Raw genomic sequence first — 25,405 nt, forward strand, 5'->3', positions numbered from 1 at the left:
TTGAAAAAAAGCAGCTTCTTGATTGGTATAGCCAATCACATATATTTATGGATTGTTTCTTTTTTTAACCTGCGGACGATGGCTTCTGAAGTAGAATGAAAGGACCATATAACACCCTCAAGTGACTGGTGTGCTGATAATTCAGTTTCCAAGGCGAATGTACTGACAACCTCTCCCTTGGCCAGCCAGGATAAAGGCAGATACCCTTGCCGCAAGCTTTCCAGCCAATTCAGGGAATTGCAGGCATGAATATCATGGAGGCAATATTGCGACATCCCCTTTCCATTCAAATGGCCGCCGAGCATCGTCACCTGGTTCTCAAAAAAGCAGATAATCGCATTTTCTTTTGGGCTGTAAAAAGCAGTCGATTCTTTTTCAAATACATTATGGTATTGGACAATAATCTTCACTTCCTTTTTTAAAGCGCTTTCATTATTCAATTGTACTTTGATGATTTCGTAGTCTTTTGTACTGTTCATGGCTGTAACAGAGAATAAAGTTGAATTCTGCTGGTCGGTATTTTGGGGATATTCCCAAGTCAATTGTTGTTCATCCCATAAACCAATGCGCATAGGATTGGACAGTAATCTTGTGATCAAAGACGGGGTGGACGCAGAATTGGAATCGGCATCTTGGTTATGCTGATTTGCTGCTGCAAAGCTATTCATATCCATTCTCTCCTTTTTGTAGTCTTATATATGGATTAAGCAAGGAGCACCAATAAAGGCGCGGAAGCCAGACAGTCGTTCGATTAGGGGCCAGCTTGGGATCTTTTCTTAAGTTCACTGTTTTAAGAACGTATATTTTCAATAATTTTCCTTCTTTTATGTTAGCATTGAAGCAATGGCGGTTCAATAAACGCAAATTGTCGATTATTGTTCATACATCTTTAACACTAGCCAGAATCGCTTTTTCCCCTTAAATAATTTTTCATGAAAGATGAAAAAACGGCAAACTTCCTCTTTTCGACAACTTTCTGCACCCATTCGCCCCTTACTTTTGCATAATTTGTGTTTAATGGATGTTTTTTCTTCTTTTCTGTCCTAAAATATGTATAGGAGATTCACATAGCATTCATTGCAACAAAAATGGGGGAAAATTCATGGCAACAATCATTCTATTAGCGACTGCTCTTGTTTTATTTATCATTTCTTTTTTTGTTCCGGACCGGGTTTCACAATTGGAGAAAAACGTGGAAGAACTGTCGCTTCAGCATATGCAGGATGTTTATCAATTGAAGAAAAAAGTGCGCATTCTTGAAGAAGAGCTCCTGGCTCCCGATTCGCTTGGATTCTCTGCCGAGATAAAAAATCCAGCGTCCAAGGTAAATGAAATCCTAAAGAACCAGGTACTGGCCTTATATGCTCAAGGATTGGATCCCGAGGCAATATCCAAGCGTTCCGCCCTTTCAACAGAAGAGATAGGTATGATCCTACAGACAGCGGAAATGGGGGATCGCTGATGTCCAGAAGCACTATACGCGGGATAGCACTCGGTTTTTTGGCTGCCGCCTTTCTCACGATGGCCATGCATGTCGATTCCGAAAAGAAGGAAAAACCGTTAAGCTTGGAGCAATTGCAGGAACAGAGCAGCAAACGGGGGTACACATTAGTCAAGGAAAAAGAAGAAAGTAAACAAGCGAGCCATACTTCTCCGGTATCTAATCCGGTTCCAAAACAGGCTAAAAAAACGGATCAAGCAGTTACGGGGCCTCCATCCTATACGTTGACCATTTCTTCAGGAATGTCTTCGGAAGAGATTGCCGACATTTTAAAAAAGGAACAAATCATCCAAGACCCTTCTGCATTCATCCATTACCTGGAGAGTAACGGCCTCTCTTCCCGTATCCAAATAGGCACCTATATCCTAACAAAAGATATGAATCTGCAGCAGATTGCTAAAACAATCTCTAAATAAAAAAGCTGAACCACAGGCTCACGCCTAAGGGTTCAGCTTTTTCCCATTATGCCGCTACGTCTCTTTTCGTAAAAACAAAGAAAGCGATGAGATGGAAGATAACAAAATAGACAACTAACGTGATGACCGAAAATGTCATCGTCATTCCGTCCACCCATGGGGTTCCATCAATATAAGCAGTCAAATCTAAATTAGCGAATAGTATATATTTAGCCCATTCAAACTTGGCTGCCAACAATTGTGTAATCGTCGAACCTCCCATTAACAGGAAGATGGAAATCCCGATTGCCAGCGAGCTGTTGCGGAAAGCAGCCGAGATCATGAAAGCCATCGTAGTCAGCATGAGCAGGCTAATCGATGACAACAGATACGCGGACAGCGAATGGCCGAACTGTGTTGATTCAACTACACTGCCGTCTCTGTAAGAAAGATGGGGCCCGACATCGCCCGTTCCGAACAAAATCAAACCGAGAAGCACCGCTGCTCCATAAGTGATCACAAACATGATGATTGAGAATAGAATGACGGCCCCATATTTACTAAGCAATATCTTCACTCTGTTTGCAGGGCGGATCAAAAGCAGCTTGATGGTTCCCGTTGAAAACTCCTTGGCAACAATCCCGGCGGCTGTGATGATGGTTATGATGGCGACGAAGTTGATGATCGGCAAAACGGAGTTCACGAAGGCCCAGACATTGTAATCATCGTTTGGCGGTAAATCATTCTCAATCCGATAATTATTAATAGCAATATCCTGTTTATAATAGTGCTCCGCCGATGGAGTCTCTTTTATTTGTTTTTCATAGTCCGCATTGGTCGCAGCCAGATTTTCCTTCCAGTTTGTTTGGCTGGCGGGTTCTTGTTCCTGTGTGTTCGAATAATACTTCATCAAAGAACCGGCCACAATAAGCGCCACCAAAACGAGGCCGATCATAATATACGTATTCGTTTTTTTGAAGATTTTCATCATTTCATTTCGGATCAGCTTCATTGGATTTGTCCCCCCGCTCCTGTGATTTGAAGGAATTTCTCTTCCAGGGATATAGTAACCGTCTCCACTCCGTACACAGCACAATCGCCCATGACGAGCAGCTTAATTACTTCCGGAATCAAATCGTAAGTCACTTGCAGGCGCAAAGCTCCATCCACCACTTCCGGATGATAATCAGGGAAAGTATCCGCAATCAATTTACACGCTTTTTTAACTGGATCCACTTGCACTTGCAGCATCTTAGCAGTTGTCTCGGCTTCTTCTTCATGGGTATTCTGTATATCAATCAATTTACCGTTTTGGATAATGCAGAAACGGTCGCACATCATTTCCATTTCGGATAATAAATGGCTTGATACAATGACTGTCATGCCTTCATTGCGCGACAGCTCTTTCAGGTAATCCCTTATTTCCCTGATTCCCTGCGGGTCCAGACCGTTGGTTGGTTCATCCAAGATCAGCACTTTTGGTTTATGTAATAATGCCTGCGCAAGTCCAAGCCGCTGTCTCATTCCCAATGAATAGGTTTTGACTTTATCGTGGATCCGGGCCTTCAAGCCCACCAATTCGATGACCTCGTCAATTCTTGACTTTTCTACGCCCGGCGACATGCGTGCGTAATGCTTTAGGTTATCGTAGCCTGTCAAATACTTATACATCTCGGGATTTTCCACGATTGCCCCAACATGCCCTATTGCCTTCTCAAAAGAATGTTTGATGCTGTCTCCGCAAATGAAGACATCACCATCCGATAATTTCATCAATCCGACAATCATACGGATGGTTGTCGTTTTACCCGCTCCGTTCGGTCCGAGGAATCCAAATATTTCTCCGCCAAATACATCGAAGCTTAAATCATCAATAATCGTTTTATTTTTGATTTTTTTTGTAACGTTTTGCAATCTGACCGTTACTTCCATTAACTAAATACCCTCCCATACTCTTTCTCTTTTTTTAAAAAATGCCGGAATATAAAGATATTTCACTCTTCACTTTTCTTAGTAAACACTATCTCTACCCGAAAAACAAGGAAAAATCCAAATTTTTACTTTTTTTATTCCGTACATTTACTGTAAGTATATCAACATGCCTACATTTTGGCATGCCGCTGGAGGTTTAATTGCCTGTAAGCCCTCAGACTTATAGCTTCTTTGTATCTTCTTTAAAAAGCTAAAACCCGAGCAGACCTTCTATCCTCGGGTTTATTATGATCTATTCAAACCACCTTTTCATCGCCTTAAAGGATTTGCAATGCCCGTTCACTGGCCTGCTTTCCAAAGGCTAAGAAAGCTTTTTTCAGTGATGCTTCCGCCAATTCGCCAAAATCGGCCCATTTATACCTCAATCATGTTAATCCACGATCGAATGTTTCTCTTGCGCTCATATTCTATCTTCTATTATCCGAAGCGTCCCGTGATATAATCCTCTGTCCTCGTATCGCTTGGATTGGAAAAAATAATATTTGCATCATTATATTCTACCACTTCGCCGTTCAGAAAGAAGGCGGTCTTGTCTGAAATACGGGCAGCCTGCTGCATATTATGAGTTACGATAATAATGCTGTAGTCCTTCTTCAATTCCTGGACGAGTTCCTCGACTTTCAGCGTTGAAATAGGGTCCAATGCCGAAGTTGGTTCGTCCATCAGGACTACATCAGGCTCCACAGCTAAGCAGCGGGCAATGCACAGGCGTTGTTGCTGGCCGCCCGACAAACCATAGGCATTCTCATGCAGGCGGTCCTTGACCTCTTCCCAAAGGGCGGCCTGCCGCAAGCTCTTTTCAACGATTTCCATTAAGATTTTTTTATCCTTGACGCCATGGATTTTAGGCCCGTATACGACATTTTCGTAAATGGACTTAGGAAACGGATTTGGCTTTTGGAATACCATTCCCACTTTAGTCCGCAGTTCTTCCACCGCATATGCCTTATCCAGAATGTTGCGTTCGCGGTAGAGGATTTCACCGGATGTCTTGACAATCGGCACCATTTCAATCATACGGTTCAACGTTTTAATATAAGTAGATTTACCACAGCCCGAAGGACCGATGATCGCCGTCACTTCTTTCTCATAGATATCAAGATTGATATCCTTTAAGGCATGATGGTCTCCATACCATAAGTTCAAATGCTTTGTTTCATAGACTTTTTTCAATGACGGAGCTGGAGCGGGAGCCATCGATTCAATTATCCCAAGGGAAACCTTTTTTTCCATAACTGCATTCATTTACCCTCATCCTCTCAAATCAATATCTTTTTTCGTATTTATTGCGGATCAACACGGCCACTGAGTTCATAATAATCAATAGAGCTAACAATACGATAATGCCTGAAGCCGCTACATTCTGAAATTCGGCCTGCGGTCTTGAAGTCCAATTATAAATTTGCATCGGCAAGACCGTAAATGTATCAAAAATCCCTTTAGGCAAAAAGGCGATAAACATCGGGATACCCAAAACAAGCAACGGCGCAGTTTCACCTATTGCCCGGGAAAGGGCGAGAATCGAACCTGTCGCAATTCCTGGCACGGCAGCCGGCAGAACGACTTTTACGATTGTTTGCCACTTAGTGGCGCCCATTCCGTATGAGGCTTCTTTCCATTCTTTCGGTACTGCACGGATCGCTTCCTGAGCTGACACGATAATGACAGGAAGTACGAGCAGACTCATTGTCAAACCGGCGGCAATAATAGAATTGCCTAAAGCCAATGCTCTTACAAAAATAGTCAAGCCAAGTAAACCAAATACGATACTTGGAACACCGGCCAAGTTGGAAATATTGAGTTTGATAAAGGAGGTAAACTTATTTTCCCCTGCGTATTCCTCCAGATAGAGAGCGGTTCCGACGCCAAGGATGATCGATACAGGCGCAACGATAATCATCAGCCAGACTGTACCGGTTAAAGCAGCCTTAACGCCGGCCTCCTCAGGCCGTCTGGAAGCAAAATGTTGAAAAAATGAACCATCCAAATGATTCATGCCCTGAGAGAAAATGCGGTACAGCAAGATGGCCAATACAAGTAAACCAAACATGGTAGCTGCAAAGAAAGCCATTTTGAAGATCTTGTTTTTCATGATCCGGTTCCTCATCCTGCCCATAACTGTTTGTTCGTCTAGAAACCTCATTTTAATATTCCTCCCTGAACTTGCGGGAAATGAATTGTGCCAATAAATTCATAGCCAAGGTACATATAAATAGCGTCATCCCCACTGCATAGATACTGTAATAAATCGTAGTCCCATATCCTGCATCGCCTGTGCTAACCTGGACAATATAAGAGGTCATGGTCTGGATGCTGGAAGTAACGTCCCAGCCCATGCTCGGTGTTGCTCCTGCCGCTACCGAAACAATCATGGTCTCGCCGATGGAACGCGAAAGCGCCAGGACGATGGAAGCCATAATGCCCGAAACAGCAGCCGGCAGAACGACCTTGAACGTGGTTTCCAATCTAGTCGCCCCTAAAGCGTAGGCGCCTTCACGCATGCTTTTTGGAACAGAAGACATCGCATCTTCGGACAAGGAAGCAATCATCGGCGTAATCATGATCCCAATCACAGTCCCAGGGCTTAACGCATTGAATACTTCAAGTGACGGAAATAGATGTTTTAATACAGGTGTGACAAAAGTAAGGGCGAAGAACCCGTAGACAATCGTCGGAACGCCTGCGAGAACTTCCAAAATTGGTTTAATGATTTTCCGTGCTTTGTCGTTTGCATACTCACTCAAGTACACAGCTGTCGCCAGACCGACAGGAACAGCAACCAGAGTAGCGATGCCTGTAACCTTCAGCGTCCCGGCGATGAGCGGCATGATTCCATAGCTAGGATCGGCTGCGGAAAAAGGATACCATTTGCTTGACGTGAAGAATTCGACGATCGGCACCCTTGTGAAAAATTCAAATGTTTCGAACAATAGTGTTAATACGATTCCTATAGTAGTAAGCATTGAAATAGTTGCAGTGGCCAATAAAAGGATCGGAATCACTTTATCTGCATTCCATCGTTTTTTCTTTTGTTTCTTTTCTTCGATTAATCGGCTGACCGATATCTTTTGTGCGGCGGGTTGCGCCATATGAAACGACCCCTTTCTGCCAAGGAAGGCAAGCCGGGAATGCATACATGCACGCTTGCTTCCCAGCCTGTCTGATCATGAGAATGTTATTTCTTTAATTCCTCCAACTTTTTTAGATCTTCATCATATTTTTCCTGCTGCATTTTAACATAGCCGACTTCCTCTGCCATCTCTCCAGCGTTCTCTAAGGCGAATTCAAGATAGTCTGCAACTTGTTCTTTTTCCTTCACCGATTGATTGGCAGCATATAAATAGAGGGGACGTGACAAAGGTGCGTATGAACCATTTTTGATCGATTCATGGGTGGGTTCTACCGCTCCGTTGCCACTATCGATTGGAACAACCTTCAGCTTGTCTTTATTCTCGTAATAGTACGCGAAACCGAAGAAGCCAATTGCATTCTTATCGCCGCTCACCCCGTTAACGATGGTATTGTCATCTTCAGACAATGTTGCTTTTTCTTCTATTTGTTTTTTCTCAAGAATGACTTCATCAAAATAGTCAAATGTGCCGGAATCCGTGCCGGGCGCATAAAACTTCACTTCTTCTTTAGGCCATTCTGGGCGGATATCGCTCCAGTACTTTGTCTTTCCTGAGTTCAACCACAATTTTTTCAGTTCATCCACAGTTAAGTGGTCTACCCAAGTATTATCTTTATTCACGACAACAGATAATCCATCATAAGCAATTTCGAACTGGGTGTAATCAATGGCTTTTTTCTCAAGTCCGGCTTTTTCTTCATCTTTGATTGGACGAGATGCATCGCTGATATCCGTGTCGCCGGCAATCAGCTTCTTAAATCCTCCGCCAGTGCCGGAAAAACCGACAGATACTTTAACATTTGGCTGTTCAGCCATGTATTCTTCCGCAATAGCTTCCATGATCGGATAGACAGTTGAAGAGCCGTCAATCGCTACATCGCCCGACAAGGATGTTCCGTTGTTGCCATTCGCTGATTTACCATCTGCATTTGATCCACAGCCTGCAGTAAACGCCAAAAGCCCGAATGCCACAGCTGATAATGCCACATGTTTTAAACCCTTCATCTCGCTTATTCCTCCTAATGGTTACGTTATGGTTGCTTTACACCTTAAAGATACAGCAGCAGTGTAAAACTGGTTTTAAAGGAATGTTAAGGATGTGTAAATGTACGTTATGCTTTTGTAAATGGTGTATAAGTCTGGGCGGTAGCGGGAAAACTGCATAAAAAAGGGCACATCCTCGGAGGACGTGCCAGTTGATTATGCTTCTTCTTTGTCTGTTTGTTCTTTATCTGATGAACGTTCTTTCTTCAGTTCAAAATATTTATCCATTACCTTTTTCGCAATATCCATATTCATACTATGGCCGGTGTTTCCTTGGTAAGCCCATGGGACCACGACTGAAATGGCTACTTCCGGGTTATCGGCCGGAGCATACCCTATCATGGTGACATTCATGGTCGAAACATTCGGGTATTGATCCTTTTTCGGTCCAGTATAGACAGCGACCTGCGCAGTCCCTGTCTTGCCGGCCATATTATAGCTGGCATTGCCGAACTTGCTGTAACCTGTTCCGCCTGGCGACTGCATAACTTGTTTGAAGCCGGTTTGAACACGTTCGATCCATTCTTTTTTCATATCCACGGTATTCAGCACCTTAGGTGATACGGACTGGATCAGCGGCCCCAACTGTTTCGGATCATTGGATGGTTCACGAATTTCCTTGACAATATGAGGTTGTATTCTCTTGCCGCCGTTAGCAATTGTAGACACATACTGGGCCAATTGGAGCGGCGTATACGTATCATATTGGCCAATTGCTAAGTCAAGCAATTTACCCGACATTTTTGTGCCTTGGTACCCCGCCATTTCATTCGGCAAATCGATTCCTGTGCGTACACCTAACCCGAATTGATTAAAGAAATAACGTATTTTATCGAATGCCTCAAGATTAAGATTCAATGAACGGTTTTGGACATATTGCCCCCCGCCGATCGCAATGGCTGTTTTGAACATATATACGTTCGAGGACTGCTTCAATGCCGTCAGATCATTGATTAACCCCATGTTTTTCCAAGAACCTTTTTTAGGTGTCCCTTTAATATATAAAGGTGAGTCGAATATATACTGATTCGGACGCAAAGCGCCAGTTTGGTATCCTGTCAATACGGTTGCACCTTTGACCACAGAGCCCATTTCATACGAAGTAGTGAACGTGCCTAATGAAAAATCATTAAAAACAGCCTTTCCATTTTTATCACGGTCATATTGCTTGCCTGCCATTGTCAGGATTTCACCTGTATTGGGATTCATCATCACAACAAACGCCCTGTCCAGAAGGTAAGTTCCTCCCATAGCTTTCTTGGAACGCAGCTCTTCTTCAATGATTTTTTCCGTAGCCAGCTGCAGATCCATATCAATAGTTGTGATCAGATCTTTCCCACGCTGGCCTTCGGTGATCACTTCAGATTGCAAAACGTTTCCGCTCTTGTCCGTTACATTTTTCACCTTCGCTTTTTGCCCATGCAGTACATCTTCATACTGCATTTCCAGATAACTCTTTCCGACGCGATCGTTATTATTGTAATCCCTTGCCTTAAAGTAAGCGAGCTTCTCAAGCGGAAGGCCCTCGGAAGACGAAGACACCTTGCCGATGACAGACTTCAACGTCTTATCGAAGAGGTATTTGCGATCCCAGTCTGTCGTCACATCTACCCCTTGGAGAGACTCAAGATTTTCTGAAACAATTGCGACTTCTTGTGGCGTAACGTCTTTATTTTTGATGATTTGCGGAGTCAACGCCTTAGCGCTGGCCATTTCGCGATAGATGGCCAATACTTGCAGGTCGCCTTCTGTAAAGCTTTCAAGGTCTTTCTCCGTGATGCGGTCGATTTGGATTTTATAGATTTCGCTATTATCCTTTTTCTCTTCTGTCAACTTCTCCAATTCTTTCTCCGAAATTAACTTTTGAGCTTTTTCAGGATTCTTAAGGATCCAGAAATCCTTCTTGTCCCGCTCCGTTATTTTTTTCGTATCCATATGGATGACTTTTGCCAAATCTTCAGCTGTTTTAAGCATTTCCTCTGTAGTTGTGCCTTGAACACGGGTATACGTGATCGCATCGACAGGTGTGTTGTCGACAACCACCTTCTGATTGCGGTCGAATATTTTGCCGCGGGGAACCGGATTATTGACGGTTACGTCTTCCGTGCGTTCGATTTCCCGGCGATAATCATCTCCGTATACAATCTGGACAACACCGAGGCGAAGAATCAGTGCTGAAAACAAAAGGAATATAACAAAGAAAAGCATATTTAAGCGAAAAGGAACGTGCGTTTTTTTCTTTTTGGATTTCATCTTTTTCAATCTTTGAGCACACATCCTTCTTTTGTAAATACTAGATATCCTTTTCCTATTGTATATAAAACCCCTTTATTTTTCTAGCTTAAAATACAACTTCATTCAAAGCCGACCGATTACACCATTCTACCTGGCTCTAAGACTTCCACTTCAATACGGCAGTGAAGAGAAAGAAGGATGAGCAGGAGATAAAAGCGCCAGTAAAAATCCGATTGGTTCAGCTAAAATCGGTGAAGAGGAAGGAAAAAAAACACCGATTAAAGTTTCACTTTAACTATTGGCAAAATGTATAACACTGTTTCTCTTGCCGGCTACTCTCGTTTCGATGGCAGTGGTTCAATCAAAGCCGCTTTCCCTTTATCCGGCAGACGGATTCCTTTTACACAAAAATAGATAAGCCCATGGCCGGTCCCAAGAACGATAATTAGGTAAGGCAACACTTTTTCGATCGGGAATAAAGAGATGCTGATCAAAAATAGAGCAATTGAAACCACCCTTCCCATATTCAAAAATACTTCACGGACAACTATATATTCAATTCTCATCTCCGCTGCCTTCCAGCTGTTGCCGATCACGTCATATGTTAACGATAAATAAGGAACAAGAAGCAAGGGATAAAAAAAGGCAAGCACAGCTCCATATATCAATAAGCTCATATAAGAAACATGGAATACTAAAAGGAATACAGAAAGAAACAAACCAATACCGCCGATTAGGATGGCGGTAAGCCGGAACTCTTTCTTAACGAAACGAGAAACACCATAGTATGTAAATAAACCGATACCGGAGTTGATCAAGCCAAACGTCCCCAAAGACATTTCTGTCCCCGTTGCGACAAACAGAAAGATGGAAACAATGAAGGCAAAGATTCCTTCGCGCAACCCTTGGTAAAAGTGGGCGGTTGTAATACGGGCCCAATTTCGGTTGGTTTTTCTCTCCTTCACGATTTTCACAAAATGATACTTGCCTTCAGCCCCTCTTTTCTGCAAAAAGAAGCTGACAACGACAGAAAGGGCAAATAAAAACATCGATATCGCAAAAATAATGGTATAGCCCCAATTCCCTGCCGCCTTCATGATAATAAAAGCAGCAAGCAGAGGACCGGCCATCCCGCCTAGCGAACCCATAATGCCTAAAAAACCGTTAAAAAAGTCGCGGTTTTCCGGTTCGGTTATTTCAAATGTCAGAACGTTATAAGCGAGCCAATACATGCCGCTCCCTATGCCCAGAAGCGCCCCTAGCCAAATGATATAGTTGCCGGCCTGTTCGCCGGCCAGAAGGACCGATAAATAAAAAGCTGACAAAAGAATAATCCCTATTCGAAGGACTATTACCCTGTCCATGCTTTTCGTCATCTTCCCCGCCAGGATAAAAGTGATTGGCTGTAGGATAACGATCGAAAAATTATACAATCCGATTTCCAAGAAGCTCTGTGACTGTTTCCATAGATATATGTTGACAAACGTATTTGAAAGAGCAGCGGATATGCTATATAGCCCCCCTATTACAATTAAAAGCAATAAATCCTTCGTCAATGGTGCTTCACCCACTATTTTACGTACAATCATATTCCGACTCTCCTTTATACCGTTTAGCTTTTGATAAAGGAACTTGGGCTATGCAGATTAATCAAGACCAATACTTAGTTATATTTGTCTAGTATAAAACTTGTATTTACATACGCTGCTATTGAACGCAAAAAAAGGCGGGCTTATTGGAAAGCCCGCCTTTTTCTCAGCACATCTTATTTAGCTGCTTGATAGCGTTTTTCAACTTCATCCCAGTTTACAACGTTCCAGAAAGAAGCGATGTATTCAGGACGACGGTTTTGATATTTTAGGTAGTAAGCATGTTCCCAAACATCCAATCCAAGCAATGGTGTTTTGCCTTCCATGATTGGAGAGTCTTGGTTAGGAGTGCTGTACAATTCCAACTCGCCATCTTTAATAGCAAGCCATGCCCAGCCTGAACCGAAACGTGTTGTAGCCGCTTTACCGAATTCTTCTTTGAAGTTTTCGAAGCTGCCGAATTTTTTATTGATTGCTTCAGCCAATTCACCTTTTGGTTCTCCGCCTCCATTTGGAGAAAGAATTTGCCAGAAGAATGAATGGTTGGCATGTCCGCCGCCGTTATTGCGCACTGCAGTCCGTTTTTCTTCAGGGACAGCATCAAGGTTAGCGATTACTTCTTCAACGCTTTTTGATTGAAGAGCTTCGTTGCCTTCTAATGCAGCGTTCAGGTTTGTAACATATGTGTTATGGTGCTTCGTATGGTGAATGTTCATTGTTTCTTTATCAATGTGTGGTTCCAATGCATCATAAGCATATGGCAATTGTGGTAATTCAAAAGACATGGACAATCTCCTCCTATATGTAACCGTTAGAGTAGCATATACAGCTTTTCACACTGTTTATGCCCTATACCTTTAGATTAACAAATACAGAGCTTCCGTTCAAATAATTAGGCTTTTTAAACCCTTTTCTTTTTCTGAAAATTTTATCAAGTATATTTTATAGTACCTTCCATAAAAAATAAGCAACCATAAAGGCCTGAATCACAAACTTGGCAGCGACACTTGTTATGAAACCAACCACTGAGCCAAAGCCGATTCGCAACGAATCCTTAAAACCTGTGCGGTGCACAATCAGCTCAGCCAGGAATGCCCCCAAAAAAGGGCCAATCAAGATGCCGGCAAACGGAATCACAAATGGACCGACCAACAAACCGATTGTACTTCCCCAAATACCTGCCTTATTGCCTCCAAACTTCTTTACGCTAAATAAATTGGCAGCATAATCGGCTATAAACAACAAAATCACAAACAGGATCTGCACCGTCCAAAAAACGGAATTAAAATGTTCGAATGTAAACAAAAATCCATAAAGGATTATACCGCCCGCGATAAACAATACCGCCGGAATAACCGGATAGACTAATCCTACAAATCCGATCAGCAGCATTATTGCAATGATAATCCAATAAATCGTATCCAACATTGACTTTTCTCCTACCCAAAGTATTTTCTTTTATACTCTATACCAGTTTCCCTCTAAACCTAAACATCCACTTGGATACAATTCGACCCAAAAAAGAATCCGCCTGCTGCCAGGAGGATTCTTTTCTCTAAATATTCATTATCTGTATTTATATTTGCTGTCGCCTAACACAGTTTCAGCGATGTTGACTGCATGGTCGCCGATCCGCTCTAGGTTAGATATGATGTCCACAAAAATAATGCCGCCTTTGACACTGCATGCGCCCTCGCTAAGTCTGCTGATTGATTTTTTCCGCAGCGATTTTTCCAATCCATCGATGCTTCTTTCCTTCTTCAGGACATCAATCGCTAGCTCCTTGTTATGATGGTCTAATGCATCGATTGCTTCTTCGACCGTTTTTATTGTCAAAGTGAACATCGTTTTCAGATCATCCATTGCTTCCTCAGTCATCACGACTTTACCGTTGATCTGCGCATTTATCTGCTCAAGGATATTTTCAAAATGATCCCCGATCCGCTCAATATCCCGGACCGTATCAACAAGGACAGCATGGCGTTCTGATTCATGCGGCGACAAAGGAGATGAAGTGACCGCAACAAGATAAGCTGTAATTTTCCCATCCAGATTATTAATGGCATCCTCAATTTGATTAGCCATCTCTGCATGCTTTTGATTTTTAGTTATTAAAAATGCCTGCGTCTCTTCCAATCCTTTGATCGCAATTTTCCCCATGCGGATGACTTCTTCCTGTGCCGAGCCGATGGCGATGGCTGGGGATTGTTCGATAAAGATGGGATCAAGGTGCTTTGTTTTATATTCGATAAGCACATCATCCCCAGGGATCATTTTCGTAACAATAAAGGCCAGTGCCCCTATGAACGGAAATTGGATCACTGTATTAGATATGTTGAAAATGCCATGCGCGAACGCTATGGTCATGGCCGGGTTCAGTCCCAGGCCGGATTGGATGGCTTCAATCAGATTTGTATACAATGGGAGAATTAATATGAAAATAGCTGCCCCAATTAAATTGAATAATACATGTGTAGCTGCCGCTCTCTTGGCTGCAACAGAGGCGCCGATCGCCGCAAGGACAGCTGTAATTGTTGTTCCGATGTTATCGCCGAACAACACAGGAAGCGCAGCTTGTATATCAATCAAGCCTTGCGAGTACAATTCCTGCAGAATTCCAATTGTTGCACTAGAGCTCTGGACAATCAGAGTAAAAACGGTCCCAATCACTACGCCCAAAACCGGATTATCGCTCATGCTCACAGTCAGGTCATGGAAAGCCTCCAGTGTACGCAATGGCTTCATACCGTCACCCATTAACTCAAGCCCGAAAAATAATGTACCGAAACCAAAGACGATTTGCCCAAGATTATGGATTTTACGGTTTTTGAAAAAGAATAGAAGTATTGCACCCAGAGCAATGATCGGCAATGCGTAATCGGAGATCTTGATACCGATGATGAATGCCGTAACGGTTGTACCTATGTTGGCACCCATAATAATTCCAATTGCTTGTCTCAACGTCAAAAATCCGGCGCTGACAAGACCAACGGTAATGACCGTTGTACCGGAACTACTTTGGATCAGACAGGTTACTACAATCCCTGTTAATACACCCATAAAGGGATTGGTCGTGAAACGGTCAAGGATATCCCTTAACCGGTCGCCTGCTGATTTTTGCAAGCCATCACCCATATACTTAATTCCGAATAGGAAGATCCCTAACCCTCCTAGAAATTGAAATAACATCTCTTGTACGTTTAATTCCACTTACTGTTCAACCCCTCAAAAAATTCGACATAATTCAACAAACCCAGACTTTTTTATTATGTAAAAAACCATATTTTATGTAAAGTAATTGGGAATTAATTTTACAATAGCTTTACATAAGGTCTTTTTTACTGTTTTTATATTACGAAAAGATTACAAAAAGGAAGAAACTACTGTATAGCCTCTGTTAAAACAATTGAATTAAGTAAATAAGAAAGCTAAAATAATGGAAAAGAATACTTATATACAAGGTGCTGACATAATGAACATATTTAAACAGTTTTGGGTAAGCCTTTATTCCCCAAAAGAGATTTCACGCTTCCGTTTTCAGGGGATTGGAAAAACCATCCTATATGTATTTTTGTTGGTGCTTCTTTCCTGCATCCCTTCCTTTATTTACTCCGCCTCCATGGTTAACGAGGGAGTCCATACCTTTAAAGATGTAATTGATCACCAACTGCCTTATTTTGAAATCAAAGATGGCAAACTCGTCACGGATAATAGGAAGACGATTATTCATGAAAGTGAACATTTTAAAGTGTTTTTTGATGGAAGCGGCAAAATGACCGCCAGGATGGTTGAGGCACAATCGGCCAACGCCTTTGCTTTACTGGATTCAGAAATGGTCATTGTTTCGGACGGCCATATGCAGACCCAACCTTACACACTCTTTGAAGGATTTTCAATTGACCAGAAGCAAATTGCAGGCTTCCTCGATTCGATGGGCGGTTTTTTCATTATCATTTTAGCCCTATTTGGATTGATCAGCTATGTCTTCGCTGCAGGAATCAAATTCATAGAGATTTCAATCATCGCCTATTTCGGCAAATTAATGGCCAGTACCTATAATCCGAAGCTGGAATACAGGCATTTTTGGCGAATTACAGCTTACTGCACCACGTTGCCGACTTTATTCTTTACCATTATGGCATTCCTGCGCACAAACGTCATAGGCGGTATGTTCGTCAGTTGGGCTGTCACACTTACAATGGTATATTTAGTCATTAAGGAAATTCCCCGCCCTAAGAAAAAACAACAATCAGCTACATAATAAAGAAGCCGGTGCATTAAACTGCACCGGCTTCTTTGCTCTTTCCTATTTCAATAAACTCCCCCTATGATAAAGAGATCGGTCCTGGCCGCAGAAATGAGAATTTTTGGCATTCACTTAAAAAATTAAAATCCTTTGCATAAAAACCTCTATACTACAATCCAGACAGGCTACAATGCTCCAAAGAATGCCTGTTTGAATAGTTGCCTTATTCATTTCCCGTTTAAGCAGGGATAGCGCCCTCTGATATCGAACTTATCTTTGATCGCTACTAGACAAATTGTAAAACAACAGACTTATCCCCCTTACGAAAATACACACATCCAATATAAACGTAAGCCATCACAAAAAAATGCCCAATTTTCGGCATACTCTTTAAATCGGTTTCATAAGATAAAGATATAAAGCCAAGCAGGGAGGCTTTCATAATGAAAAGATTGGTTTTCCTAGGATTAGCGCTTTTGTTTATTTATAGTTCCTACATAGACTTGACAAAAGGAACGCTTCCCAGAAAATCGCCATCCTCCGTGGAGACAAAGGAAACGATGGCATCTATCCCTTATATTGAAGTGGAAGTGCAGCCCGGCGACACCCTGTTGAGCATCATGGAAGACCAAGAAGGAACCCTCAATAAACCGATTGAAACAATCATGGCTGATTTTGAAAAATTGAACAGCGGCGTATCTCCAAGGGAATTGCAGATTGGTAAGACGTATAAATTTCCGGCTTATATGTAACTATTAAGGAACCATCACCGTCTATATGAAGCCGGCAACTTTGTCCATGGCCTACAGGCTGCTCAAAATGTTGTCAAAAACTCACAATGATTGATACAATAAGAATGTTATGTACAACAATTGATTCAATAAACAATCTATATAGAATTGCATTTCCAAAGGAGAGAAAACACGTGAGTGAACTTATACATCGTACTAAAACCCGCCCGGTCAAAGTCGGCAATCTGACGATCGGCGGCAGCAATCAAGTAATCATACAGAGTATGACGACTACGAAGACACACGATGTGGAAGCAACCGTAGCCCAAATCAAACGATTAGAAGAAGCAGGCTGCCAAATTGTCCGCGTTGCATGCCCGGATGAAAGAGCTGCCAATGCTATTCCAGATATCAAAAAACAAATCAACATCCCTTTAGTGGTGGATATCCATTTCAATTACAAATTAGCTTTGAAAGCCATTGAAGGCGGAGCAGATAAGATTCGTATCAATCCCGGCAATATTGGTAGCCGTGAAAAAGTGGAAGCTGTCGTCCGTGCTGCAAAAGCAAAAGGCATTCCAATCAGAATAGGGGTCAATGCCGGTTCTCTTGAACGCCATATCATTGAGAAATACGGTTATCCTACAGCCGACGGTATGGTAGAAAGCGCATTGCATCATATCAAAATTCTGGAAGACCTTGATTTCCATGACATTATCGTGAGCATGAAGGCATCGGATGTCAACCTTGCCATCGAAGCATATGACAAAGCAGCGCGTGCTTTCGATTATCCATTGCACCTTGGTATTACGGAATCCGGGACATTGTTTGCAGGTACCGTAAAAAGTGCCGCCGGCCTCGGAGCCATCCTAAGCAAAGGAATCGGCAACACGCTTCGTGTTTCTTTAAGCGCTGATCCTGTTGAAGAAGTAAAAGTGGCAAGAGAGCTTTTAAAATCTTTCGGATTGTTATCTAATGCCGCCACACTGATTTCCTGCCCAACTTGCGGCCGTATTGAGATTGATCTGATTTCAATTGCAAATGAAGTGGAAGAATACATTTCACACATTAAAGCGCCTATTAAGGTTGCTGTCCTTGGCTGTGCCGTCAATGGACCTGGTGAAGCAAGAGAAGCCGATATCGGCATAGCGGGTGCCCGCGGAGAAGGCTTATTGTTCCGCAAAGGGAAAATTGTCCGCAAAGTGCCTGAGGATGTGATGGTGGAAGAATTGAAAAAAGAAATCGACGCCATAGCAGAAGAATATTTCGCGAAAAAAGCGGCAGAAGAACAAGAAGAAACTGCACCTATACAATTGTAAGAATTGAAAGAGCCTCCTTTTCTGACAGGAGGCTCTTTTTTGCATTCTAACGGGCGATTACGGGAGCTAAAAAATCGGATAGATAAACACTTTAAGTACGATTGCCAGAGCCGCCAATCCAATGGACCAGGCACCCAGGGTAATCTCTCCTTTTCTCTGAGCCACAAAACCAAGTATGATTGCTATTATTCCTAAAACATAAGGCCATAGGAAGAATGCTAAAACAGCGAAAGCGAGAGCTGCATATCCAAGAAGCCGCACCTCTATACGGTATTTCGTCACTTCTTCATGAATTTCTTCGTTACGTGCATTATATGGAGCTTTGCTATGGTTTGCCATCATTTTTCCCCACTTTCCATCGAGACCAGTTTGGTTTACTACTATGTATGATGCACAGGATGCTTATTATTTATATAGACTAAATAGAAGTAAAAGAAACCTTTATTTCAGTATAATTTCTCTAAATAGATACCCGATCTTTTCCTCTCCCGTTCCGCCTTCATAACTGGAAGAATTTTGGTCGATCCTCTATAATGGGCTATAGACACTGACAAAAAGCAGGTGCTGATTTGAAAACCAAAATACACTTTGGAGTAGATATAGACGGCACTGTTACACGGCCTGACTCTATCATTCCTTTCTTAAATAAAGATTTCTCTCTGGAATTATCGCTTGACGACATTACCGAGTATGACCTGACACCATTCGTCCCGGTCAGCGATCAACAACTAGCCGATTGGTTCAGCACCAACGAAGGGCTTATTTACCAGGAGTCGCCAATCTGCAATGGCGCCAGCGAAACACTTCAGCAATGGAGCAATCTTGGAGAATTACATTATATTTCGGCACGCCACGAATATTTATTGCCTATTACATTAAATTGGTTCAAGCAACATCATATTCCTTACAGCTCGATTGATTTAATTGGATCCCATAATAAAATCAAGGCTGTCAAACAGCTGCGCATCGATTTATTTTTTGAAGATAAATTTGATAATGCAGTGGCTATTTCAGAAGAATGCCGTATTCCCGTCTTGCTTCTGGATACACCATACAACCAAGGCAAGCTACCTGATACAGTCATCCGGGTGCATTCTTGGCAAGAAGCCAATCAATGGGTTTTGCAGTGGGCTGCCGGCAAATAAAAAACGCTATGGAAGAAGCAGGATCACTTCTCCATAGCGTTTTTATTTGCAATCAGGGCAACGGCCGTAAATCTCAAATTTGTGGCCGGAAATATCATACGCCTGCAAATCGTCATTCATACTGACCATTGGACAGGTATCCAATTCTTTTGTCTTCCCACAATCTAGGCAAATGAAATGATGATGATGCTCATGCGTGCTGCATTTGAATCTGAAATGCTTCTCCCCGGATAATTCCGTCGTTTCCAGAATGCCCAAATCGGCAAACAACGACAGATTACGGTAAATGGTGTCAAAACTAAGACCAGGATGGTTTTCTTTCATGCTTTCCAGTACATCTTTTGCCGTAAGGTATTTATCGCAATTTGCGAAAAGAAGCAGCATTTCTTCCCGTTTTCCAGTGTACTTATAGCCACTGTCCTTTAATAAATGTAATGCTTCATCGACTTTCATACTTGATTCACTCCAGTATAAATAATTATGAAGTCCGGAATTTTAATTTTTTAAACCCGATTGCTGCCAAAAGAATGGCAATGGCGATCATCACAATCGTACCGCCTGGGGCCAGGTCGAGATAAAAGGAAAGAAAAAGCCCGCCTACTACAGATATCTCTCCAAATAGAACAGAGTAGATGATCATATTTTTGAAGCCGCGTGCAAATCGCATGGATGCCGCCACAGGCAGCGTCATTAACGCTGATACAAGCAAAACCCCGACAATTCTCATACTGGATGCAATAACCAATGCGACCAGTACGATAAAAATGAAATGAATCTGCTTTGCTGGCAGTCCCGATGCCTTAGCATGATCCTCATCAAACGATAGCAAAAATAATTCTTTATACAGAAAAATAATACAGAATAGAACAATCAGAGCTACTGCAAGAATAATATATAAATCCGTTCTTGATACTGCACTCACGCTGCCGAATAAATAACTGAACAAATCTGTATTGAATCCGTCTGCAAGCGAGATAAAAATGACCGTAATACCGATGCCTCCGGACATGATAATCGGTATGGCAAGATCTTGGTAATGTTTATAGACAGCGCGCAGCCTTTCGATGAACAACGCACCCACAGTTGCGAAGGTCATGCCCATATACAATGGATTTAAACCACCAAGAGCATTAAAGAATTTTTTCTCCAAAAATAGACTGAAGGCAATTCCCGCCAGCGTCACATGGCTTAATGCATCCGCAATCAATGATTGCCTCCTCACCACGACAAAAACGCCTAGCAATGGAGCGAGTGCCCCTATGATAATGCCGGTCAAAAAGGCATTCTGCAAAAATTCATATTGAAACATACTAGTAATCATGGGAAACCTCCCGAGTATCCACTCTCAATTAAGATTAAAATTTTAATTTTTCATTGCCATAAAAACAAGATAGCTCCACATCGGAAAGGTTTTGGTATTCATGCGTGTTTCCATGGAAATGAAGGTGCTTATTCAGACAGGCAACCTGTGTGACTTTATCGCTTACCGCCTCTAGGTCATGTGTAACAAGCACCATTGTAATGCCGTGCTGTTTATTAAGCGTCTCAATCATGTCATAAAACAATTTCTCGTTTTTGGCATCGACACCAACAGTCGGCTCATCTAGAATTAACAGTTCCGGATCGCTGGCCACTGCCCGGGCAATAAATACACGCTGCTGCTGGCCACCTGATAACTCACCTATATTGCGGTTGGCGAACCGCTCCATTCCAACCGAGCGCAAGGCTTCCATTGCTTTTTCCCTGTGTTTCTTTTGTGCAAAATGAAATAGCCCGATTTTTTTGGTTAACCCGCTCATGACTACTTCAAAGACTGTGGCTGGAAAACCGGTGTTGAAACTGTTGGCTTTTTGGGAGACATAACCGATTCTTTCCCAATCTTTAAATTGCTGAATCGGCTTTCCGAACAGATCAATTTTCCCTTTTTGAATCTTAAGGAGTCCAAGCATCAGCTTGAGCAGGGTAGATTTACCAGATCCATTGGGACCCACGATGGCAAGAAACGAACCTCTTGTAATCTGGATATTGATATTTTCGAGCACTGTTTCCTTGTCATAACGATAAGAAACATCTTGGATATTTATTAATAAATCACTCACATTTATCACCTAATTTAAGAATCATTCCGATTTACTTTTTGTAGTATACTCTTTTTGCCGCTAGAAGTAAAGAAAAGGAATAGGCTCTTCATCAAACAACCAATTTACGGTTCACGATCAACCATTCTTCTCATATGTTAAGTACGAGGAGGGATGTTGTGAAAATAATTGAAAGTATTATTAACATGAAGTTGAATGGAATTCAAAGAGATGAATTGTTAAGCCTGGCCCATCAATATCGGGTTACTCTTACGCCTGAAGAAGCTGACCAGGTTTGCCGGCTGCTGCGCGGAAAGAACTATAATCTTTTCAATGTCGGCCAGCGCCGAATGGTCGTCCAACAGATTGCGGAGGTTGTAGGGAGAGACCGGGCGGAACAGATTGAACAGCTGTTCCTCTCTTTTACTGGCCGATAAAGCCACAACACAGAGACCGTTGTCTTAAGAGGATCCAGACTACTGCCTTGAAGTGCAGACTTTTACCTCTTAAGATTGCCCCCCAGCAGGCGCACCAAAAAAGGACAGAGCCTTCCTCAAACGGAAAGCCTGTCCTTTCGTAAGCTATTAGCCATTCATGATGATCTCTTTTAAATCCTCACGGAAAGCGCCATTTCTCAACATGTCAATTTCATGTTTATATGGTGCTTTTTTATTGTTTTTATCCGTTCCCACATATGGCGTTTCCAATATTTTCGGTACATCTGCCAATTGTGGGTGATGGACGATTTTATGGAGCGCAGAAAACCCGATGGAACCAAAACCGATATTCTCATGGCGGTCTTTGCGTGCCCCTCTTTCGTTTTTACTGTCATTGATATGAAGCACTTTCAACTTGTCAACGCCCAGTATCTTATCAAACTCATTCAGCACGCCATCAAAGTCTTCCGCTACACGATAGCCGGCATCATTCGTATGGCAAGTATCAAAGCATACGGAAAGCTTGTCATTATGGGTGACTCCATCGAAAATCATTGCCAGCTCTTCAAAACTCCGGCCGCACTCGGTCCCTTTTCCCGCCATCGTTTCCAAAGCAATCTGAAGCTGCTCATCGCCTGTTAGCACTTCATTCAAACCTTCAATGATTTTTTTGATCCCTGCTTCTGCCCCTGCGCCAACATGGGCACCGGGGTGAAGAACAATCTGTTTTGCTCCCAAGGCTTCTGTGCGTTCAATTTCGGAACGGAGAAAATCCACTCCCAACTGAAAGGTTTCCGGCTTGATTGTATTGCCGATATTGATAATATATGGCGCGTGCACGATGATATCAGAGATGCCGTTTTCCTGCATGTGGCGCAGTCCAGCTTCGATATTCAGCTCTTCAATTGGTTTACGGCGTGTATTTTGCGGGGCGCCTGTATAGATCATAAAGGTATTCGCTCCATAGGAAGCTGCTTCTTCACTAGAAGCAAGAAGCATTTTCTTTCCACTCATAGAGACATGAGAACCGATTTTCACCATTATATGCCCTCCCTATGTTATTTTTTGTTGCGCGCCTCGATCCGGCGTTGGCGTTTTTTATGTTTAGCCAATTCGGCTTGTTTTCTCTTTTTATAGCCAGGTTTAACCTTGCTTGGTTTCTTGATGATCGCCTGCGCTTTCACATCAAGTTCTTCTTTTTTCTTTTTACGGATTTGGCGCTTATTGCGGGCATCGATTTCCACCCATTCGCCGTTTACAAGATCTCTGTTGATGAAAGTAACGCCCATTTTCTCAAGCCTGTTTAAAGCATCTTCATCAGAAAGCTCATAAATGGTTGCTGCAATGCCCGAATAACCGGCTCTTGCTGTCCGTCCTGCTCTGTGGACATAAAAATCTAAATCGGAAGGAAGTTCATAGTTGATGACGTGGCTTACGCCTTCGATATCAATGCCACGCGCAGCCAAATCAGTAGCCACTACATATTGGTACTCCAAATCATTGATTTGCTTCATCATCTTTCTGCGCTCGCGCGGTGATAGGTTGCCATGCAATCTGCCGACACGCAATCCTTTTTTCGTCAGATCATCGGCAACATGGTCGGCTGTTTGTTTCGTATTTGTAAAAATGATCGCCAAGTATGGATTGAATGACGTAACGACATCATACAGCATCTTTTCTTTATTTCTGTGGCGAAGCGGCACCAGCACATGTTCAATCTTTTGGGCGGTAACCTGTTTGGGGTCAACCTGAACATATTTCGGGTTTTCCATGTATTTTTGCAAAAATGGCTTCAACTTCTCAGGAATGGTAGCTGAGAAAACAAGCATCTGCAATTTATCTGACATGCGGGCTGCAATGTAGTCGACATCTTCAATGAATCCCATGTCAAGCATCAAATCAGCTTCATCCACTACAAGAGTATTGGCCGTATAAACTTGAAGCGCATTGGCATTCATTAAATCCTTGATGCGTCCTGGTGTGCCGATGACGAGCTGAGGCTGCTGCTTAAGCTTATCGATCATTCGCTGTTTATCCGTACCGCCAATAAAGCATCGCACAGTAATCTTTCCGTCTTCAGGGAAGTGTTCGGCAATCTTCAGTGCTTCCTGATAGATTTGGTTGGCCAGTTCTCGCGTCGGAGCGGTGATGACTGCTTGCACTTCTCCGCGTGAGCTCTCAAGGCGATTCATGATCGGCAGCAAGTAGGCATGCGTTTTGCCGGTACCTGTCTGGGATTGTCCGATGATACTCGTCCCCTTTAGTGTTGCGTTGATGACGCGTTCCTGGATGTCTGTCGGTTTGGTGAACCCTCTCTCTTCAATCGCTTTTAAAATATATGGATGAAAGGAAAATCTTTCGAATTGGTTTGCCATATTAGTTACTAACTCCTTAGTTTTTCTGCATTTTTCAACTATTACTGCTTGTCTTATCTTACCCTCTTTATTGCATTAACTCAACAATTCCATCCACATTATGAAAATTCTTTTAATTGCACCTTCAGGAAATATGGACTCTTTTTACTATTCTGCATACCTTATGAATAAGAATGATGTTTCTATGGGCGTAAGCCAATACAAGCCGATACAAGCAGCAAAAGGACTCAAATTCAGCAAAGAATTAACCCGAAGGAAGGAGGTGCAGCAGATGAATGGACGGATGGATTTCAATGCGGGCAGAGGCATGCCGAATCAGGCTCCTCCATATCGTGGCCGCCCCCCACAACAGCCAGGGCCTAGAGGCGGTCTTCCAAGCTTTCCACAGCAGACCAGACAAATGTTCCCAAGCAGACAACAACAGCCACAGGGGCAGCCAAAGAAATCCTTTATGAGCCGAAGGCAGTCGCAGAGGCCGATGCAGCATCCTCCTAACGGGTATATGCAGCGCCAGGGAAATCCCCAACCGGAGAAAAAAGGATTGCTTTCTAAAATACTGAAAAAACCGAATAAACAACAAGCCCCTGCTCCATCGATGTTCTCTCTTCCTTCCAATAGCAGCAGAGGTGCAGGTGCAGCAGCTGCAGCCCAAGGGACAGCAGCTGCAAGCAGCGGTGGTTTTCTTCAAAGCATTATGGATCCCGGCAACTTAACGAATATGCTGAATAATACACAACGGGTGCTTCAGGCAGCCGATTCCTTTGCCCCTTTGGTCCAACAATACGGTCCGCTTGTTAAAAATATCCCTTCCATGTGGAAGCTTTTCCGGGGGCTGAAAAATACTGACCCGGAAGAAACCACTCAAGACACAGAGAAAGAGGCAACCACCACCCCTCCGGCAGAAAAAGTAAAGCAGGAATCACAGGCAGCACCAGCAGAAGCGCATCCGAAGGCGGCAAAACCGCCAAAAGCGGTGCATATTCAGCCAAATATCCAAAAAAAGAAGGAAGCTGCCAACCACTTTAAGGGGCAAATACCGGGGGAATCGCGGCCAAAGCTCTTCTACCCGCAACAATAAATCATAAATAAGCCACATCCTTCTTATATGCAGTAACTTCTTTGTAAAGTTTTTAATCCTTCTATATAATGAAATATATAGTTTTGAGTTGTACCCACACGAAGGAGGAT

Annotated in this window: 26 protein-coding genes; 8 read left to right on the forward strand and 18 right to left on the reverse strand. The window is 42.8% G+C overall.

The window, feature by feature from the left end:
* Window positions 1–35 precede the first annotated feature (35 nt).
* Window positions 36–668 carry a hypothetical protein gene (locus BN1765_RS14335; protein WP_050615775.1) on the reverse strand — a complete coding sequence of 211 codons (633 nt, stop codon included), beginning with the start codon at window positions 666–668 and terminating at the stop codon, window positions 36–38.
* Between the two features lie 434 nt (window positions 669–1,102).
* Between BN1765_RS14335 and BN1765_RS14340 the strand changes: the two genes are divergently transcribed.
* Both BN1765_RS14340 and BN1765_RS20500 read left to right on the forward strand, forming a co-directional pair.
* Window positions 1,103–1,462, forward strand: a complete 360-nt coding sequence (locus BN1765_RS14340) for a hypothetical protein (protein WP_050615776.1) — start codon at window positions 1,103–1,105, stop codon at window positions 1,460–1,462.
* Complete coding sequence (locus BN1765_RS20500; protein WP_050615777.1) at window positions 1,462–1,917, forward strand: endolytic transglycosylase MltG; 456 nt, start codon at window positions 1,462–1,464, stop codon at window positions 1,915–1,917. The genes BN1765_RS14340 and BN1765_RS20500 overlap by 1 nt, the downstream gene beginning before the upstream one ends.
* A gap of 46 nt (window positions 1,918–1,963) precedes the next feature.
* On the opposite strand, the gene BN1765_RS14350 is transcribed toward BN1765_RS20500, so the two are convergent.
* The 11 genes from BN1765_RS14350 to BN1765_RS14400 all read right to left on the reverse strand — a co-directional run bounded on the left by BN1765_RS14350 (window position 1,964) and on the right by BN1765_RS14400 (window position 15,096).
* The gene (locus tag BN1765_RS14350) at window positions 1,964–2,908 is read right to left on the reverse strand and encodes an ABC transporter permease (protein WP_050615778.1); all 945 of its coding nucleotides are present in this window, start codon (window positions 2,906–2,908) and stop codon (window positions 1,964–1,966) included.
* Window positions 2,905–3,828 (reverse strand): ABC transporter ATP-binding protein, encoded by a 924-nt coding sequence (locus BN1765_RS14355; RefSeq protein WP_050615779.1) that lies wholly within the window; start codon window positions 3,826–3,828, stop codon window positions 2,905–2,907. The genes BN1765_RS14350 and BN1765_RS14355 overlap by 4 nt, the downstream gene beginning before the upstream one ends.
* Window positions 3,829–4,305: 477 nt before the next feature.
* Window positions 4,306–5,085, reverse strand: a complete 780-nt coding sequence (gene pstB / locus BN1765_RS14360; protein WP_230199592.1) for a phosphate ABC transporter ATP-binding protein PstB — start codon at window positions 5,083–5,085, stop codon at window positions 4,306–4,308.
* A 67-nt stretch (window positions 5,086–5,152) separates the two neighbouring features.
* A complete protein-coding gene (gene pstA / locus BN1765_RS14365; RefSeq protein ID WP_050615780.1) occupies window positions 5,153–6,031 on the reverse strand; it encodes a phosphate ABC transporter permease PstA in 879 nt (292 codons plus the stop codon).
* A gap of 1 nt (window position 6,032) precedes the next feature.
* Window positions 6,033–6,977, reverse strand: coding sequence for a phosphate ABC transporter permease subunit PstC (gene pstC, locus BN1765_RS14370; RefSeq protein WP_050615781.1), 945 nt, complete (start codon window positions 6,975–6,977; stop codon window positions 6,033–6,035).
* 86 nt (window positions 6,978–7,063) lie between these two features.
* Window positions 7,064–8,023, reverse strand: a complete 960-nt coding sequence (locus BN1765_RS14375) for a PstS family phosphate ABC transporter substrate-binding protein (RefSeq protein ID WP_050615782.1) — start codon at window positions 8,021–8,023, stop codon at window positions 7,064–7,066.
* Between the two features lie 195 nt (window positions 8,024–8,218).
* Window positions 8,219–10,315, reverse strand: a complete 2,097-nt coding sequence (locus tag BN1765_RS14380; protein WP_050616792.1) for a peptidoglycan D,D-transpeptidase FtsI family protein — start codon at window positions 10,313–10,315, stop codon at window positions 8,219–8,221.
* 314 nt (window positions 10,316–10,629) lie between these two features.
* The gene (locus BN1765_RS14385) at window positions 10,630–11,886 is read right to left on the reverse strand and encodes an MFS transporter (protein ID WP_050615783.1); all 1,257 of its coding nucleotides are present in this window, start codon (window positions 11,884–11,886) and stop codon (window positions 10,630–10,632) included.
* Between the two features lie 176 nt (window positions 11,887–12,062).
* Window positions 12,063–12,671, reverse strand: coding sequence for a superoxide dismutase (locus tag BN1765_RS14390; RefSeq protein ID WP_050615784.1), 609 nt, complete (start codon window positions 12,669–12,671; stop codon window positions 12,063–12,065).
* 157 nt (window positions 12,672–12,828) lie between these two features.
* The gene (locus BN1765_RS14395; RefSeq protein WP_050616793.1) at window positions 12,829–13,311 is read right to left on the reverse strand and encodes a DUF456 domain-containing protein; all 483 of its coding nucleotides are present in this window, start codon (window positions 13,309–13,311) and stop codon (window positions 12,829–12,831) included.
* Between the two features lie 141 nt (window positions 13,312–13,452).
* Window positions 13,453–15,096 carry a Na/Pi cotransporter family protein gene (locus BN1765_RS14400; protein ID WP_187119452.1) on the reverse strand — a complete coding sequence of 548 codons (1,644 nt, stop codon included), beginning with the start codon at window positions 15,094–15,096 and terminating at the stop codon, window positions 13,453–13,455.
* A gap of 262 nt (window positions 15,097–15,358) precedes the next feature.
* Between BN1765_RS14400 and BN1765_RS14405 the strand changes: the two genes are divergently transcribed.
* The 3 genes from BN1765_RS14405 (at window position 15,359) to ispG (ending at window position 18,182) form a co-directional block, all read left to right on the forward strand.
* On the forward strand, window positions 15,359–16,147 hold the full coding sequence (locus BN1765_RS14405) for a DUF1189 domain-containing protein (RefSeq protein WP_069203094.1): 789 nt from the start codon (window positions 15,359–15,361) through the stop codon (window positions 16,145–16,147).
* 428 nt (window positions 16,148–16,575) lie between these two features.
* Entirely contained in the window at window positions 16,576–16,884 is a 309-nt protein-coding gene (locus BN1765_RS14410) for a LysM peptidoglycan-binding domain-containing protein (RefSeq protein ID WP_050615786.1), read from the forward strand.
* A gap of 173 nt (window positions 16,885–17,057) precedes the next feature.
* A complete protein-coding gene (gene ispG, locus BN1765_RS14415) occupies window positions 17,058–18,182 on the forward strand; it encodes a flavodoxin-dependent (E)-4-hydroxy-3-methylbut-2-enyl-diphosphate synthase (RefSeq protein ID WP_050615787.1) in 1,125 nt (374 codons plus the stop codon).
* Window positions 18,183–18,248: 66 nt separating this feature from the next.
* Here the strand turns inward: ispG and BN1765_RS14420 are convergent, their stop codons facing one another.
* The gene (locus BN1765_RS14420) at window positions 18,249–18,524 is read right to left on the reverse strand and encodes a hypothetical protein (RefSeq protein ID WP_050615788.1); all 276 of its coding nucleotides are present in this window, start codon (window positions 18,522–18,524) and stop codon (window positions 18,249–18,251) included.
* Window positions 18,525–18,751: 227 nt separating this feature from the next.
* On the opposite strand from BN1765_RS14420, the gene BN1765_RS14425 reads away from it, so the two are divergent.
* Entirely contained in the window at window positions 18,752–19,327 is a 576-nt protein-coding gene (locus BN1765_RS14425; RefSeq protein ID WP_050615789.1) for a 5' nucleotidase, NT5C type, read from the forward strand.
* A 42-nt stretch (window positions 19,328–19,369) separates the two neighbouring features.
* On the opposite strand, the gene BN1765_RS14430 is transcribed toward BN1765_RS14425, so the two are convergent.
* Genes BN1765_RS14430 through BN1765_RS14440 form a run of 3 tightly spaced genes read right to left on the reverse strand, consistent with a single transcriptional unit; the run spans window position 19,370 to window position 21,432 of the window.
* The gene (locus BN1765_RS14430) at window positions 19,370–19,780 is read right to left on the reverse strand and encodes a zinc uptake transcriptional repressor Zur (RefSeq protein ID WP_050615790.1); all 411 of its coding nucleotides are present in this window, start codon (window positions 19,778–19,780) and stop codon (window positions 19,370–19,372) included.
* A 25-nt stretch (window positions 19,781–19,805) separates the two neighbouring features.
* Window positions 19,806–20,648 carry a metal ABC transporter permease gene (locus BN1765_RS14435; RefSeq protein WP_050615791.1) on the reverse strand — a complete coding sequence of 281 codons (843 nt, stop codon included), beginning with the start codon at window positions 20,646–20,648 and terminating at the stop codon, window positions 19,806–19,808.
* A 34-nt stretch (window positions 20,649–20,682) separates the two neighbouring features.
* Window positions 20,683–21,432 (reverse strand): metal ABC transporter ATP-binding protein, encoded by a 750-nt coding sequence (locus tag BN1765_RS14440; RefSeq protein WP_390621208.1) that lies wholly within the window; start codon window positions 21,430–21,432, stop codon window positions 20,683–20,685.
* A 152-nt stretch (window positions 21,433–21,584) separates the two neighbouring features.
* Between BN1765_RS14440 and BN1765_RS14445 the strand changes: the two genes are divergently transcribed.
* Complete coding sequence (locus BN1765_RS14445) at window positions 21,585–21,842, forward strand: DUF2624 family protein (protein ID WP_050615793.1); 258 nt, start codon at window positions 21,585–21,587, stop codon at window positions 21,840–21,842.
* A 147-nt stretch (window positions 21,843–21,989) separates the two neighbouring features.
* Here the strand turns inward: BN1765_RS14445 and BN1765_RS14450 are convergent, their stop codons facing one another.
* Together BN1765_RS14450 and BN1765_RS14455 are read right to left on the reverse strand one after the other, a co-directional pair.
* Window positions 21,990–22,883 carry a deoxyribonuclease IV gene (locus tag BN1765_RS14450; RefSeq protein ID WP_050615794.1) on the reverse strand — a complete coding sequence of 298 codons (894 nt, stop codon included), beginning with the start codon at window positions 22,881–22,883 and terminating at the stop codon, window positions 21,990–21,992.
* 17 nt (window positions 22,884–22,900) lie between these two features.
* The gene (locus tag BN1765_RS14455) at window positions 22,901–24,217 is read right to left on the reverse strand and encodes a DEAD/DEAH box helicase (RefSeq protein ID WP_050615795.1); all 1,317 of its coding nucleotides are present in this window, start codon (window positions 24,215–24,217) and stop codon (window positions 22,901–22,903) included.
* A 271-nt stretch (window positions 24,218–24,488) separates the two neighbouring features.
* Between BN1765_RS14455 and vrrA the strand changes: the two genes are divergently transcribed.
* Window positions 24,489–25,295, forward strand: a complete 807-nt coding sequence (gene vrrA, locus BN1765_RS14460; RefSeq protein ID WP_187119453.1) for a VrrA/YqfQ family protein — start codon at window positions 24,489–24,491, stop codon at window positions 25,293–25,295.
* Window positions 25,296–25,405: the final 110 nt, after the last annotated feature.

The organism is Bacillus testis (genome assembly GCF_001243895.1).
Taxonomy (GTDB): Bacteria; Bacillota; Bacilli; order Bacillales; family DSM-1321; genus Bacillus_AD; species Bacillus_AD testis.

Coding starts and splice junctions, on each gene's coding strand:
- BN1765_RS14355 (WP_050615779.1), bottom strand. CDS start 3,828: ATGGAAGTAACGGTCAGATTGCAAAACGTTACAAAAAAAATCAAAAAT.
- BN1765_RS14450 (WP_050615794.1), bottom strand. CDS start 22,883: ATGGTGAAAATCGGTTCTCATGTCTCTATGAGTGGAAAGAAAATGCTT.
- BN1765_RS14380 (WP_050616792.1), bottom strand. CDS start 10,315: ATGAAATCCAAAAAGAAAAAAACGCACGTTCCTTTTCGCTTAAATATG.
- BN1765_RS14420 (WP_050615788.1), bottom strand. CDS start 18,524: ATGATGGCAAACCATAGCAAAGCTCCATATAATGCACGTAACGAAGAA.
- BN1765_RS14410 (WP_050615786.1), top strand. CDS start 16,576: ATGAAAAGATTGGTTTTCCTAGGATTAGCGCTTTTGTTTATTTATAGT.
- BN1765_RS14385 (WP_050615783.1), bottom strand. CDS start 11,886: ATGATTGTACGTAAAATAGTGGGTGAAGCACCATTGACGAAGGATTTA.
- BN1765_RS14335 (WP_050615775.1), bottom strand. CDS start 668: ATGAATAGCTTTGCAGCAGCAAATCAGCATAACCAAGATGCCGATTCC.
- vrrA (WP_187119453.1), top strand. CDS start 24,489: ATGAATGGACGGATGGATTTCAATGCGGGCAGAGGCATGCCGAATCAG.
- BN1765_RS14405 (WP_069203094.1), top strand. CDS start 15,359: ATGAACATATTTAAACAGTTTTGGGTAAGCCTTTATTCCCCAAAAGAG.
- BN1765_RS14350 (WP_050615778.1), bottom strand. CDS start 2,908: ATGAAGCTGATCCGAAATGAAATGATGAAAATCTTCAAAAAAACGAAT.
- BN1765_RS14455 (WP_050615795.1), bottom strand. CDS start 24,217: ATGGCAAACCAATTCGAAAGATTTTCCTTTCATCCATATATTTTAAAA.
- BN1765_RS14375 (WP_050615782.1), bottom strand. CDS start 8,023: ATGAAGGGTTTAAAACATGTGGCATTATCAGCTGTGGCATTCGGGCTT.
- pstB (WP_230199592.1), bottom strand. CDS start 5,085: ATGGCTCCCGCTCCAGCTCCGTCATTGAAAAAAGTCTATGAAACAAAG.
- BN1765_RS14435 (WP_050615791.1), bottom strand. CDS start 20,648: ATGATTACTAGTATGTTTCAATATGAATTTTTGCAGAATGCCTTTTTG.
- BN1765_RS14390 (WP_050615784.1), bottom strand. CDS start 12,671: ATGTCTTTTGAATTACCACAATTGCCATATGCTTATGATGCATTGGAA.
- pstA (WP_050615780.1), bottom strand. CDS start 6,031: ATGAGGTTTCTAGACGAACAAACAGTTATGGGCAGGATGAGGAACCGG.
- BN1765_RS14340 (WP_050615776.1), top strand. CDS start 1,103: ATGGCAACAATCATTCTATTAGCGACTGCTCTTGTTTTATTTATCATT.
- BN1765_RS14430 (WP_050615790.1), bottom strand. CDS start 19,780: ATGAAAGTCGATGAAGCATTACATTTATTAAAGGACAGTGGCTATAAG.
- BN1765_RS20500 (WP_050615777.1), top strand. CDS start 1,462: ATGTCCAGAAGCACTATACGCGGGATAGCACTCGGTTTTTTGGCTGCC.
- pstC (WP_050615781.1), bottom strand. CDS start 6,977: ATGGCGCAACCCGCCGCACAAAAGATATCGGTCAGCCGATTAATCGAA.